The following is a 13,318-nucleotide window of genomic DNA, read 5'->3' on the forward strand; positions in this document are numbered from 1 at the left end:
CGTTCAGCCGGTGGTTCCGAGCCATCGTACCGAAATTTTAAGAAACGGAAACGACAGCCGATGACACAGAATCTGAAGACCGTTCTGCGCCGATCTGCGCTCACCCTTCTCCTCTCGGCGGGGCTTTTCGCTCATGCCACCGCGGCCCGCGCGGATACCCGCTTCCAGAAGTGGATCGCGGAATTCTACGCGACGGCGTCCGAGGCCGGCATCAGCAAAGCCACCTACCAGAAGGCGTTTTCCGGCGTCAAGACTCCCGATCCGGATGTATTGGAGAAGGCGGCCTACCAGCCGGAATTCAAGCACAAGATCTGGGACTATCTCGATTCGCGCGTCAATCCTTACACGGTGCGCATCGGCCGCGAGATGGCGAGCAAGCATGCCCGCACGCTGGCCGCGCTCGAGCGCCATTTCGGCGTCGATCGGCACATCCTGCTCGCCATCTGGTCGATGGAATCGAACTATGGCGCGGTACTGGAGAAGGACGACCGGCTGCATTACGTGCCGCGCGCGCTCGCAACGCTCGCCTATGCCGACAAGAAGCGGGCGAAATATGCGCGCACGCAGCTGATCGCCGCCCTCAAGATCATCCAGCGCGGCGACATCGCCGCTTCCGACATGACTGGCTCCTGGGCCGGTGCGATGGGCCACACCCAGTTCATCCCGACGAGCTACATGCTCTATGCGGTCGATGCCGACGGCAACGGCCACCGCGACATCTGGAACTCCGTGCCGGACGCGCTGGCGACCGCCGCGAACCTGCTTGCCAAGAACGGCTGGCAGGCCGGCAAGACCTGGGGCTACGAGATCGTCGTGCCGAAGGGCGGCAGCAAATATTCCGGCCAGACGAAGACGCTCGCCCAATGGGCCAAGCTTGGCTTCACGCGCCCGGGCGGCAACGGCTTCAAGAACGGTTCGGACCGCGCCGAGCTGAAGCTGCCGGCAAACGGCGGACCGGGCTTCCTGATGACCAAGAACTTCTTCGTCATCAAGCGCTACAACGCGTCGGATTCCTACGCCATGGGCGTCGGCATGCTGGCGGACCAGCTCGCCGGCTACAGCGGCGTCAAGCAGCGCTGGCCGCGGCCGGACGGCACGCTCGACATCACGGAGAAGTTCGAGCTCCAGACGCGGCTCAAGGAGCTCGGCTATTATGAGGGCGAGGTCGACGGCAATTTCGGCTCCGGCTCCAAGGCGGCGATCCAGGCCTTCCAGAACCGCATGGGCCTGGCGGCGGACGGCGAGCCCAGCCAGCAGCTTCTGCGCGCCCTTCGCCGCTGATAGCGCGGGCAAACCGGCTTGAGGGGCGCTTCGGCGCCCCTTTTTGCTGGGCCGGTGCTTCCGCTTGCCGCCGGCATTTGCCATCATGCCGCCACCGAATGCCCGCAAGATCGCGGGAAAGACGGGGAGCCCTCGCAATGAGCATGACGATCCGGATTGTGCGCCTCGGCCTTGCCCTTGCCGTTTCGGCAGGCGTCTTCGCCACGGCTGCCGTGCCGGCAGGCGCGCAGGAACGCGTCGAGCGAAAATCGATCCTCCAGCTCCTCTTTGGCACGCCCAAGCGCAAGGAGGTCGAACCCGAGCGGCAGATCCGCAAGCCCCGTACCGTCACCCGCAAGAAGAGACCCGCCACGACGGTCGCCAGGAAGCCGGAACCGGCGGCCGTCGAAAAGCTGCCGGATGCCAAGGTCGTGCTCGTCGTCGGCGACTTCATCGCCGGCAGCGTCGGCGAAGGGCTGATCGCCGCCTTCGAGACGACCCCCGGCATTCTCGTCGAGCGGCGGACCAACGGCTCCTCCGGCATCGTGCGCGACGACTACTACGACTGGCCGGAATCCCTGCCGGCCCTGATCGCCGAAACGAAGCCGGCGCTCGTCGTCGTCAGCATGGGCGCCAATGACCGCCAGCAGATGGCCGTCGCCGGGCAGAAGGAAAAATTCCGCTCCGAAGCCTGGACGAGCGAATACGAGGCACGCGTCTCGCGCATCGCGACGCTGGCCCGCGAGAGCGGCAAGCCGCTCTTGTGGATGGGCATGCCGGCGTTCCAGTCTTCCGCGCTGACGGCCGACATGACGACGCTCAACAACCTCTACCGCGCCGGTGTTGAGAAGGCCGGCGGCACGTTTATCGATATCTGGGACGGCTTCGTCGACGAGGAGGGCAAGTTCGTCACCTCCGGCTCCGACATCAACGGCCAGCAGGTGCGCCTGCGCGGCTCGGACGGCATCAACTTCACCAAGGCCGGCAAGCGCAAACTCGCCTTCTATGTGGAAAAGGAAATCCGCCGCGTGCTGGGCGACGCCGCCGCGGACGGGCCCGGCCTGCAGGGCGACCTCAAGGACCTCGTCGTCGTGACACCGCCCGCCGAGGCTGCCGAAATCACCAAGACGCAGCCCATCAGCCTCGCCGACCCCGCGCTCGACGGCGGCACGGCCCTGCTCGGCGGCACGGCCATCAAGGGCAACGGCAAAAGCCTGCGCGAGAAGCTGGTGGACAAGGGCGAGACCGCCGACGCACCGCTCGGCCGCGTGGACGATTTCCGTTTGGACAAGACGGCGACGCCCTGATTACTTTCCAGAACGAAAAAAGGCGCGCTCGTTTCCGGCGCGCCTTTTTTTGTTTTGTGCATGTCACCGCGGCAGCGTGGTGGCCCCCATCAGCGCCTCGTCGATCGCGCGGGCGGCCTGACGGCCTTCGCGGATCGCCCAGACGACCAGCGACTGGCCGCGGCGCACGTCGCCGGCCGTCCAGAGCTTGTCGACCGAGGTCTTGTAATCGCGGTCGTTGGCGATGACGTTGGAGGAGCCGCGCTTGTCGGTGTTGATGGCGAGCTTGTCGCCGAGGTCCTTCAGCACGCTGCCGGTGAAGGGGCCGCGGAAGCCGATGGCGATGAAGGCGAGGTCTGCCTTGATGATGAACTCCGTGCCGGCGATCGGCTTGCGGCGGTCGTCCACTTGGCAGCACTTGACGCCCGTCAGCACGCCGTCCTCGTCGCCGACGAATTCGAGCGTGCCGACCTGGAACTCGCGCACGGCGCCTTCGGCCTGCGAGGAGGAGGTGCGCATCTTCGTTGCCCAGAACGGCCAGACGGCGAGCTTGTCTTCCTTTTCCGGCGGCTGCGGGCGGATGTCGAGCTGGGTCACCTTCACCGCGCCCTGGCGGAAGGCCGTGCCGACGCAGTCCGAGGCCGTATCGCCGCCGCCGACGACGACGATGTGCTTGCCGCCGGCAAGGATCGGATCGGACGGCCAGCCGACGCTGTCGATGTTCTCGCGGCCGACGCGGCGGTTCTGCTGCACGAGATAGGGCATGGCATCGTGCACGCCGGCAAAGTCGACGCCCGGAATGCCTGCATCGCGCGGGGTTTCCGAGCCACCGCAATAGAGCACGGCGTCATGCTCGGCGAACATCTCGTCCATCTTCTTGTCGACGCCGACATTGACGCCGTAGTGGAAGGTCACGCCCTCGCCGCGCATCTGGTCGACACGGCGGTCGATGAAGTTCTTCTCCATCTTGAAGTCCGGAATGCCGTAGCGCAGCAGGCCACCAGCCTTGGATTCGCGCTCGTAGAGATGCACCTCGTGGCCGGCGCGGGCGAGCTGCTGGGCCGCCGCCATGCCGGCGGGGCCGGAGCCGATGACGGCGACCTTCTTGCCGGTCTTCACCGTCGCCGGCTGCGGCACGATATAGCCCATCTCATAGGCCTTGTCGGCGATCGCCTGCTCCACCGTCTTGATGGAGACCGGCATATCCTCGAGGTTCAGCGTGCAGGCCTCCTCGCAGGGCGCGGGGCAGACGCGGCCGGTGAATTCCGGGAAGTTGTTGGTCGAGTGCAGGTTGCGGATCGCCTCATCCCAGTTGCCGTTGTAGACGAGGTCGTTCCAGTCCGGGATCTGGTTGTGCACCGGACAACCGGTCGGACCGTGGCAATAGGGAATGCCGCAGTCCATGCAGCGCGCGGCCTGCTTCTGGACCTCCGGGTCCGACATCGGGATGGTGAATTCGCGGAAATGGCGGATGCGGTCGGAGGCCGGCTGATACTTCGCCACCTGCCGGTCGATTTCCATGAAACCAGTTACCTTGCCCACTTCAGTAATCCTTGCTCAAAGCGGGGCGCCCGCAGGCCCCCAGTACCAGTAGGCGGCTCCAACCACCAAACCCAGTACGATGAATTCGATCCTGATCTCTCCGTTGACGAGTGTCGCGATTACGGGAACCGCGACTGTCACGCCCAGCGAAACCAGCCGGTGAAGGTTGGTGAACCGCTGCCTCACTCGGCAGCGATCCCCATCCTCATGCGCTCCATCTCTTCGAGCGCGCGCCGGTACTCGACCGGCATCACCTTGCGGAATTTCGGACGATACTCGGCCCATTTGTCGAGAATCTCCTTGGCCCGCGGCGAACCCGTGTAGTGCAGGTGGTTCGAGACGAGCTGGTAGAGCCGTTCCTCGTCATGGCGCGTCATGTCGTCGGACACGTCGACCATGCCCTTGTGCATGAGATCGCCGCCATGGTGGTGCAGCTTCTCCAGCATGTCGTCTTCTTCCGGCACCGGCTCCAGCTCGACCATCGCCATGTTGCAGCGGCGGGCGAAATCGCCCTCCTCGTCCAGCACATAGGCGACGCCCCCCGACATGCCGGCCGCGAAGTTGCGGCCGGTCTGGCCGATGACGACGACGACGCCGCCCGTCATGTATTCGCAGCCATGGTCGCCCACGCCCTCGACGACGGCGACGGCACCGGAATTGCGCACAGCGAAACGCTCGCCGGCAACGCCGTTGAAGTAGCACTCGCCCGAGATCGCGCCGTAGAGCACCGTGTTGCCGACGATGATCGATTCATGCGGCACCGCGCGGTTGCCGGCCGGGGGACGCACGACGATGCGGCCGCCCGAGAGCCCCTTGCCGACATAGTCGTTGCCCGCACCCACGAGGTCGAAGGTGATGCCGCGGGCAAGGAACGCGCCGAAGGACTGGCCCGCCGTGCCGTTGAGCGTCGCCGAGATCGTGTCGTCCTTCAGGCCCTTGAAGCCGTACCTCTTGGCGACCGCCCCCGACAGCATCGCGCCGGCCGAACGGTCGACGTTCTTGATATCGACCTCGAAGGCGACGGGCGTCTTCGAATCCAGCGCGGGCTTGGCCTGTTCGATCAGCTTGCGGTCGAGAACGTCGTGAATCGGGTGATCCTGCCGCTCGGTCCAGTAGGTCGCTTCCTTCGGCGCATCGACCTTGTGGAAGATGCGCGAGAAGTCGAGACCGTTGGCCTTCCAGTGCGAAATCATCGTCTCCTTCTCGAGCAGCTCGGAGGCGCCGATGATCTCGTTCAGCGAACGGACGCCGAGCGAAGCCAGGATCTCGCGCACTTCTTCGGCGACGAAGAAGAAGTAGTTGATGACATGCTCGGGCGTGCCCTTGAAGCGCTTGCGCAGAACCGGATCCTGCGTCGCAACCCCTACCGGACAGGTGTTGAGGTGGCACTTGCGCATCATGATGCAGCCGGCCGCGATCAGCGGCGCGGTGGCAAAGCCGAACTCGTCGGCCCCCAGCAGCGCGCCGATGACGACGTCACGGCCGGTCTTCAACCCGCCGTCGACCTGCAGGGCGATACGCGAGCGCAGCTTGTTGAGCACGAGCGTCTGGTGCGTCTCGGCAAGACCGATTTCCCAGGGGGAACCGGCATGCTTCAGCGAGGTGAGCGGCGAGGCGCCCGTGCCGCCGTCGAAGCCGGCGATGGTGATATGGTCCGCGCGCGCCTTGGCGACGCCGGCGGCAACCGTGCCGACGCCGACTTCCGAGACGAGCTTGACCGAGATATCGGCCTCCGGATTGACGTTCTTCAGGTCGTAGATGAGCTGCGCCAGATCCTCGATCGAGTAGATGTCGTGGTGCGGCGGCGGCGAGATGAGGCCGACGCCCGGCGTCGAATGCCGGGTCTTGGCGACAGTCGCATCGACCTTGTGACCGGGCAACTGGCCGCCCTCGCCGGGCTTGGCGCCCTGCGCGACCTTGATCTGCAGCATATCCGCATTGACGAGGTATTCCGTCGTCACGCCGAAGCGGCCCGACGCGATCTGCTTGATCGCCGAGCGCTCGGGGTTGGCGGAACCGTCCGGGCGCGGCAGGTAGCGGTCTGCCTCCTCGCCGCCCTCGCCGGTATTCGACTTGCCGCCGATCCGGTTCATGGCGACGGCGAGCGTCGTATGTGCCTCGCGGGAGATCGAACCGAAGGACATGGCGCCCGTCGAGAACCGCTTGACGATATCCACCGCCGGCTCGACCTCGTCCACGGAGATCGGCTTGCGGCCGGCCGCTTCCGCGCCCTTGATCGAGAACAGGCCGCGGATCGTGTTCATGCGCAGCGACGAGGCGTTCACCAGCTCGGCGAATTCCTTGTAGCGGTCGGCCGCATTGCCGCGAACGGCATGCTGCAGCGAGGCGATGACGTCGGGCGTCCAGGCATGTTCCTCGCCGCGCATGCGATAGGCATATTCGCCGCCGATATCGAGCGTGTTGGCGAGCAGCGGGTCGCGGCCGAAGGCGGCCTTGTGGCGGTTGAAGGTTTCCTGCGCGATCTGGTCGAGGCCGATGCCCTCGATGGTCGTCGCCGTGCCGAAGAAATACTGCTCCACCAGCTCGGAAGACAGGCCGATCGCGTCGAAGATCTGCGCGCCGCAATAGGACTGGTAGGTCGAGATGCCCATCTTGGACATGACCTTGAGAATGCCTTTGCCGATCGCCTTGATGTAGCGATAGACGATCTCCTCCGCATCCACTTCCTTCGGGAACTCGCCGCGCTTGTGCATGTCGGTGAGCGTGTCGAAGGCGAGATATGGGTTGATCGCTTCCGCGCCGTAGCCGGCGAGCAGGCAGAAGTGATGCACTTCGCGCGGCTCGCCCGATTCGACGACGAGGCCGACCGAGGTGCGAAGACCCTTGCGGATCAGGTGATGGTGCACGGCGGCGGTCGCCAGCAGCGCTGGGATCGCCACGCGGTCCGGCCCGATCTGCCGGTCGGAGAGCACGATGATGTTGTAGCCAGACGTGACGGCCTGCTCGGCGCGCTCGCACAGCCGGTCGAGGATTTCCGGCAGTCCCTCGGCCCCGCGCGAGACGTCATAGGTGAAGTCCAGCGTCTTGGTGTCGAAGCGGTCCTCGACATGGCCGATGGAGCGGATCTTCTCCAGATCGCCATTGGTGAGGATCGGCTGGCGCACTTCCATGCGCTTGGCCTTGGCCGCGCCGCCATGGTCGAGGATGTTCGGCCGCGGGCCGATGAAGGAGACGAGGCTCATGACCAGTTCCTCGCGGATCGGGTCGATGGGCGGGTTCGTCACCTGCGCGAAGTTCTGCTTGAAATAGGTGTAGAGCAGCTTGGTCTTGTCGGACATGGCCGAGATCGGCGTGTCCGTGCCCATGGAGCCGATCGCCTCCTGCCCCGTCGTCGCCATCGGCGACATCAGGAGGCGGGTGTCCTCCTGCGTGTAGCCGAAGGCCTGCTGGCGGTCACGCAGCGAGACGTCGCGGCGCAGCGCGCGCGGCTCGACCGGGCCGAGGTCTTCCAGGATGATCTGGGTGTTGTCCAGCCAGTCGCGGTAGGGGTGCTTGGCGGCGAGCGAGGACTTCACCTCCTCGTCGGAGATGATGCGGCCCTCTTCCATATCGATGAGCAGCATCTTGCCCGGCTGGAGGCGCCACTTCTTGACGATGCTCTCTTCCTTGACCGGCAGCGTGCCGGCTTCGGAGGCGAGGATGACGCGGTCGTCGTCGGTGACGAGATAGCGGGCGGGGCGCAGGCCGTTGCGGTCGAGCGTCGCGCCGATCTGCCGTCCGTCGGTGAAGGCGACGGCGGCCGGGCCGTCCCACGGCTCCATCAGCGCGGCATGGTATTCGTAGAACGCCTTGCGCTCCTGGCTCATCAGCTGGTTGCCGGCCCAGGCCTCGGGGATCAGCATCATGACGGCATGCGCCATGGAATAGCCGCCGCGCACCAGAAATTCGAGTGCGTTATCGAAACAGGCGGTGTCCGACTGGCCCTCGTAGGAGATCGGCCAGAGCTTGGTGATGTCCTCGCCGAAGAGCGGTGAGGAGACGGACGCCTGGCGGGCAGCCATCCAGTTGACGTTGCCGCGCAGCGTGTTGATCTCGCCGTTATGGGCGACCATGCGGTAGGGATGCGCCAGCTTCCACGACGGGAAGGTGTTGGTGGAGAAGCGCTGGTGCACGAGGGCGACGGCGCTCTCGAAGCGCGGGTCGGCCAGGTCCTTGTAATAGGCGCCCACCTGATAGGCGAGGAACATGCCCTTGTAGACGATGGTCGTCGAGGAGAGCGAGACCGGGTAGAAGTTGCTCTCCTCGCCCTCGTATTCGTCGTAGATGCGGTTGGAGATCACCTTGCGCAGCGTGAACAGGCGACGCTCGAACTCGCCGTTCGTCGCGGCCTCGCGGCCCGCGCCGATGAAGACCTGCACGTGGCGCGGCTCGGTGGCGGCGATCTCGGGGGCCTTGGAAAGCGAGGCATTGTCGACCGGCACGTCGCGGAAGCCGATGAGGACCTGCCCCTCTTCGGCGACGACATCCCCGATGACCTTCTTGAAATAGTCGACCAGCTTTTCGTCCTGCGGCATGAAGATGTGGCCCACGGCATATTCGCCTGCCTTCGGCAGCGTGATGCCTTGCTTTGCCATCTCCTCGCGGAAGAAGCGGTCCGGAATCTGTACGAGAATGCCCGCGCCGTCACCCATCAGCGGGTCGGCACCGACAGCGCCGCGATGCGTCAGGTTCTCGAGCATGAAAAGCCCGTCCTTGACGATCTGGTGCGACTTCTTGCCTTTCAGATGCGCCACGAAGCCGACGCCGCAGGCATCGTGTTCGTTTCGCGGATCATAGAGTCCCTGTTTTTTCGGCAGGCCCGGCGTGGAGGCGCGCGTTGTGGCGCCCGTCGCAGTCGCCTGCGCCCGGGTCTGCCGCAAATCATGTGCTTGGGTCTTCACCATTTTCTTTCCTCCTGTGGCCCGCCTTTCGCGGGATTTCGTTCTTGCCCCGGAACCGCCATTTGCCTTCCGGCAAACCGTCCGACGGGCGTCGGCAGCATGAACCTGATGCGACCATAAAAGCGACGGCCGATCGGGTGCGATCATCGGGACCGTCGAGGCGCTGGGGCATTCATGGGGAGAGTTCCCCGCTGCCCGGCGCCGTTCGGGCATCCTCTCGCCGGTCGCGAAAGGCGCCTCTTCGGTCTCTTGACCGAAATAGGACAGCAAACCTGTCCTATTTCATGGGCTCTATGCCAGAAACACCCCTACCCTGCAAGGCCATCATGCCAAATAATCACCACATCATGAAGAAAAATTGCCCGCGCCGATGACGCCTTGAAATTAAATTACGAGCCTTCGGCCCTTTGTTTCCGTTCCTTTCATTTTGCCGAAAAGCCGGGTTTTTGCCGGAATCCGGCAATTGATCGCCTTCATTTCTCCACTATGGTCCCTTTCGGACCCTCATTCGCACAGGAAACCGCATGTTTTTCGCTTCCGACAACTGGGCAGGCGCCCATCCCGCCATTGCAAGAAGCCTCGTGGAGGCGGCCAACGGCTTCGCCTCGGCCTATGGCACCAGTGACCTCGACAAGCGTGTGGAAAAGACCTTTTCCGAAATCTTCGAGCGTGACGTCGCCGTCTTCTTCGTCGGCACGGGCACGGCGGCCAATTCGCTGGCGCTCGCCAGCTTCAACCGGCCGGGCGGACAGGTGTTCTGCCACCGCGAGGCCCATGTGAATGTCGACGAGTGCAACGCGCCGGAATTTTTCGCGACGGGTTCCAAGCTCGTGCCGATCGACGGCCCCGCCGGCAAGATCGCACCCGATGCCCTCGCCGCCACCATCGGCCGTTTCCCGCCGGATTTCGTGCATGGTGGCCAGCCGATGGCCGTCACCATCACCCAGGCGACGGAAGCCGGCACGGCCTATTCGCTCGACGAGATTTCCGCCCTTTCCGACGTGACCAAGCAGACAGGCCTGCCGCTGCACATGGACGGCGCGCGCTTCGCCAACGCCCTCGTCCATCTCGGCGCGACGCCGGCGGAGATGACCTGGAAGCGCGGCGTCGACATCCTCTCCTTCGGCGGCACCAAGAACGGCTGCTGGTGCGCCGAGGCGCTCGTGCTGTTCGATCCCGGCAAGGCCCGGCAGATGCATTACCTGCGCAAGCGCTCCGCCCAGCTCTTCTCCAAGTCGCGCTTCATCGCCGCCCAGTTCGACGCCTATTTCCGGGACGACCTGTGGCTCGACCTCGCCCGCCATTCCAACGCCATGGCAAAACGCCTCGCCGCCGGCTTCACGGCCTCCGGCACGGCGCGCCTTGCCTGGCCGACGGGTTCGAACGAGCTCTTCGCCATCATCCGCAACGATGCGATCAAGGCCCTGCGAGAAAAGGGCGCCACCTTCTACGACTGGCCGGCCGGCCCGGCGCTGAAAGCGAGCATGCGCGAGGACGAAACCCTCATCCGCCTCGTCACCAGCTTCGCGACGAGCGAAGCAGACGTGGACGGCTTCCTTTCGGCGCTTTGAGACAAAAAAAGCGGCGCCCTGCGGCGCCGCCTTCTTCATGCCAAGTGAAGCGAGATCAATTGTTCTGCGCTTCGATCTGCTTGGCTTCGCGCTGGACGGCCGCGATCTCGATGCGGCGCGGCTTGGCGGCTTCCGGGATCTCGCGCAGGAGATCGATGTGGAGAAGGCCGTTCTTCAGCGAAGCGGCGCGCACTTCCACATGGTCGGCGAGCTGGAAGCGGCGCTCGAAGGCGCGCTTGGCGATGCCGCGATAGAGATACTGGCTCTCGTCAGCCGCATCGTCCTTCTTCTCGCCCTTGACCGTCAGCGCATGTTCGCGCGCTTCGATCGACAGTTCGCTTTCGTCGAAACCGGCAACCGCCATGGTGATGCGGTAGGTGTTTTCGCCGGTGCGCTCGATGTTGTATGGCGGGTAGCTCTGGGCCTGGTCGGGCTGGCCGAGGCTGTCGAGCATGGTGAAGAGACGGTCGAAGCCGACGGTGGAACGGTAGAGGGGGGAGAAATCGACGTGACGCATGGTGTCCTCCTTTAGAGCAACGGTTGCGATCCTTCTGAAGGCCGCCCCCGATTTCCGAAGGTGCGGCCCGGTTCATCCGGCCTCCGCCCCTTTTGTGGCGACGGAAACCTCGACGGACCCTTGCGGCGCCCGTGACGATGAGATGGGAACGGTTTTCGGCCCGTTCAAGAGGTGCCGGACGGCACAAAAAGCCTGCCCGCGGAATTTTTCGAGATGAACGGCAAATGAACGGCCGCTTCGGAAAGCGTTCAGCTTGGCCTTGCTAGAACAGCATCATCGAAAGCGACCCTTTCGACGACCGGGGTGCAACGTCCCTTCCTCCCCGGTTAAATTGCGCCGGCTGCATGTGTGCCACCCCCGTGCCACATGCAACCGGCTTTTTTCTTTGACGGGCCGGGGATGAGCGCCTATCCATCCCTGTAGCAAGCCCGAGACCATGCCGCCGATGGATTCCATTCTCCACGCCACCGCCGACAATCCCGTTCCGGAAAACCATTTCGCCGGCTTCCTGGAAGGCCGCGGCGGCGTGAAGATCCGCTATGCCGTGTTCCGCTCCGCCGAGCGCGAGGCGAAGGGCACGGTCGTGCTGCTGCAGGGCCGCAGCGAATGCATCGAGAAATATTTCGAGACGATCAATGATCTCACCTCCCGCGGCCTGTGGGTCGCGACCTTCGACTGGCGCGGCCAGGCAGGCTCCGACCGGCTGATTGCCGGCAACCGCGCCGGCCATATCGTGCGCTTTGCCGACTACGAGGCCGACCTTTCGCTCTTCCTCGAAAAGATCGTGCTGCCGGATGCCCGCCTGCCCTTCTTCGTCGTCGCCCACTCGACCGGCGCGCTCGTCGCCCTGTCGCAGGCCCCCGAATTGGAGAACCGTATCGAGCGCATGGTGCTCGCCGCGCCCTTCGTCGCGCTCGGCGGCCAGTCGATGAGCCAGCGCAAGATCGCCATCATCGCCCGCCTCGCCTCGCTGACCGGCCTCGGCACGCGCACGTTCCGCAAGGGCGACCCCTCGCTCGACTTCGCCCGCAATGTCGTGAGTTCCGATGCGCGCCGCTTTGCCCGCAACGCCGCGATCTACGCCGAGCACCCGGAGCTTTCGATAAGCTGGCCCTCCGCGCGCTGGCTGAACGAGACGCTGGCCGCCATGGCGCGCGTGACGCATCAGGACCACCTGACGCGTATCCGCATTCCCACCCTGCTGCTGTGCCCAACGGCGGACGTGCTCGTGCCGCGCAAGGCGATCGGCGACCTCGCGCGCATTTTCCGCGCCGCCCGCCTGATCGAGATCGACGGCGCGCGCCATGAACTGTTCCAGGAAGCCGACCGCTATCGCGCGCAGGCGCTCGCCGCGATCGATGCCTTCATACCCGGCAGCGACGCCGAGGAAACCAGCCTCGGCGCCTGAGACAATCTCCAGCCATTCTGCATGCTTATGCCCTGAGCAGCGCCATCGCCTCGTCATAGACCTTGCGGCTGCCGGCCGCGATGATCTCGCCGCCCATTTCCGCCGGGCCGCCGTCCCAGGTGGTGATGACGCCGCCCGCCTGCTCGATGACCGGAATGAGGCCGCCGACATCGTAGGGCTTCAAGCCGCATTCGACGACGAGGTCGACATGGCCGGCGGCGAGCAGCGCATAGGCGTAGCAATCGACGCCGTAGCGGAAAAGCCGGACCTTGTCCTGCACCGCCTCGAACCGCGTCTTCCGGCTCTCGGTGAAGAGATGCGGCGATGTCGTGAACATGATCGCGTCCGAGAGGCTGTTGCACGGCCGCGTCGAGAGCACCTTGCTGCCGTCGGGCCCGGCATAGTGCGAGACCTTGCCGTCCGCGAAATAGCGCTCGCCGGTGAAGGGCTGGTCGACGAGGCCCATCACAGCCTCTCCGTTGCGGTAGAGGCCGATCAGTGTGCCCCAGACCGGCACGCCCGAAATGAAGGCGCGCGTGCCGTCGATCGGGTCGATGACCCAGACATATTCGCGGTCGAGGCCGACCGAGCCGTGCTCCTCGCCAAGAATGCCGTGATCGGGGAAACGCTGCTCGATCAGCGCGCGGATCGCCGCTTCCGCCGCCCTATCCCCCTCCGTCACCGGATCGAAGCCGGTCGCCTCCTTGTTGACCACGTCGGCGCCGGCGCGAAAGCGCGGCAGGGTTTCCTTCTTCGCCGCATCGGCAAGAAGGTCGAAAAAGGCGCGGTCTGGCAGCATGGGATCTCTCGGCGGGAGTTCGATACCGCTCCTC

At 65.0% G+C, this 13,318-nt stretch carries 8 protein-coding genes; 4 read left to right on the top strand and 4 right to left on the bottom strand.

The window, feature by feature from the left end; all coding sequences use genetic code 11:
- The first annotated feature begins 60 nt into the window (after window positions 1–60).
- Both Q9316_RS14975 and Q9316_RS14980 read left to right on the top strand, forming a co-directional pair.
- Window positions 61–1,281, top strand: a complete 1,221-nt coding sequence (locus Q9316_RS14975) for a lytic murein transglycosylase (RefSeq protein ID WP_306032377.1) — start codon at window positions 61–63, stop codon at window positions 1,279–1,281.
- Window positions 1,282–1,418: 137 nt separating this feature from the next.
- The gene (locus tag Q9316_RS14980; RefSeq protein WP_306032378.1) at window positions 1,419–2,567 is read left to right on the top strand and encodes an SGNH/GDSL hydrolase family protein; all 1,149 of its coding nucleotides are present in this window, start codon (window positions 1,419–1,421) and stop codon (window positions 2,565–2,567) included.
- Between the two features lie 63 nt (window positions 2,568–2,630).
- Here Q9316_RS14980 and Q9316_RS14985 read toward each other — a convergent pair whose 3' ends face one another.
- Window positions 2,631–4,088 carry a glutamate synthase subunit beta gene (locus tag Q9316_RS14985; protein WP_306032379.1) on the bottom strand — a complete coding sequence of 486 codons (1,458 nt, stop codon included), beginning with the start codon at window positions 4,086–4,088 and terminating at the stop codon, window positions 2,631–2,633.
- Between the two features lie 182 nt (window positions 4,089–4,270).
- The gene (gene gltB / locus Q9316_RS14990) at window positions 4,271–8,992 is read right to left on the bottom strand and encodes a glutamate synthase large subunit (RefSeq protein WP_306032380.1); all 4,722 of its coding nucleotides are present in this window, start codon (window positions 8,990–8,992) and stop codon (window positions 4,271–4,273) included.
- 521 nt (window positions 8,993–9,513) lie between these two features.
- Between gltB and Q9316_RS14995 the strand changes: the two genes are divergently transcribed.
- On the top strand, window positions 9,514–10,560 hold the full coding sequence (locus Q9316_RS14995; RefSeq protein WP_306032381.1) for a threonine aldolase family protein: 1,047 nt from the start codon (window positions 9,514–9,516) through the stop codon (window positions 10,558–10,560).
- A gap of 55 nt (window positions 10,561–10,615) precedes the next feature.
- Here Q9316_RS14995 and Q9316_RS15000 read toward each other — a convergent pair whose 3' ends face one another.
- A complete protein-coding gene (locus Q9316_RS15000) occupies window positions 10,616–11,077 on the bottom strand; it encodes an Hsp20 family protein (protein WP_306032382.1) in 462 nt (153 codons plus the stop codon).
- A 445-nt stretch (window positions 11,078–11,522) separates the two neighbouring features.
- On the opposite strand from Q9316_RS15000, the gene Q9316_RS15005 reads away from it, so the two are divergent.
- Complete coding sequence (locus Q9316_RS15005) at window positions 11,523–12,485, top strand: alpha/beta fold hydrolase (protein WP_306032383.1); 963 nt, start codon at window positions 11,523–11,525, stop codon at window positions 12,483–12,485.
- A 25-nt stretch (window positions 12,486–12,510) separates the two neighbouring features.
- Here the strand turns inward: Q9316_RS15005 and hisN are convergent, their stop codons facing one another.
- Window positions 12,511–13,284, bottom strand: a complete 774-nt coding sequence (hisN, locus tag Q9316_RS15010; RefSeq protein ID WP_306032384.1) for a histidinol-phosphatase — start codon at window positions 13,282–13,284, stop codon at window positions 12,511–12,513.
- Window positions 13,285–13,318 lie beyond the last annotated feature (34 nt).

The organism is Shinella zoogloeoides (assembly GCF_030733845.1).
GTDB classification, from domain to species: domain Bacteria; phylum Pseudomonadota; class Alphaproteobacteria; order Rhizobiales; family Rhizobiaceae; genus Shinella; species Shinella zoogloeoides_C.

Coding starts and splice junctions, on each gene's coding strand:
- Q9316_RS14975 (WP_306032377.1), top strand. CDS start 61: ATGACACAGAATCTGAAGACCGTTCTGCGCCGATCTGCGCTCACCCTT.
- Q9316_RS14980 (WP_306032378.1), top strand. CDS start 1,419: ATGAGCATGACGATCCGGATTGTGCGCCTCGGCCTTGCCCTTGCCGTT.
- gltB (WP_306032380.1), bottom strand. CDS start 8,992: ATGGTGAAGACCCAAGCACATGATTTGCGGCAGACCCGGGCGCAGGCG.
- Q9316_RS14995 (WP_306032381.1), top strand. CDS start 9,514: ATGTTTTTCGCTTCCGACAACTGGGCAGGCGCCCATCCCGCCATTGCA.
- Q9316_RS15000 (WP_306032382.1), bottom strand. CDS start 11,077: ATGCGTCACGTCGATTTCTCCCCCCTCTACCGTTCCACCGTCGGCTTC.
- Q9316_RS15005 (WP_306032383.1), top strand. CDS start 11,523: ATGGATTCCATTCTCCACGCCACCGCCGACAATCCCGTTCCGGAAAAC.
- hisN (WP_306032384.1), bottom strand. CDS start 13,284: ATGCTGCCAGACCGCGCCTTTTTCGACCTTCTTGCCGATGCGGCGAAG.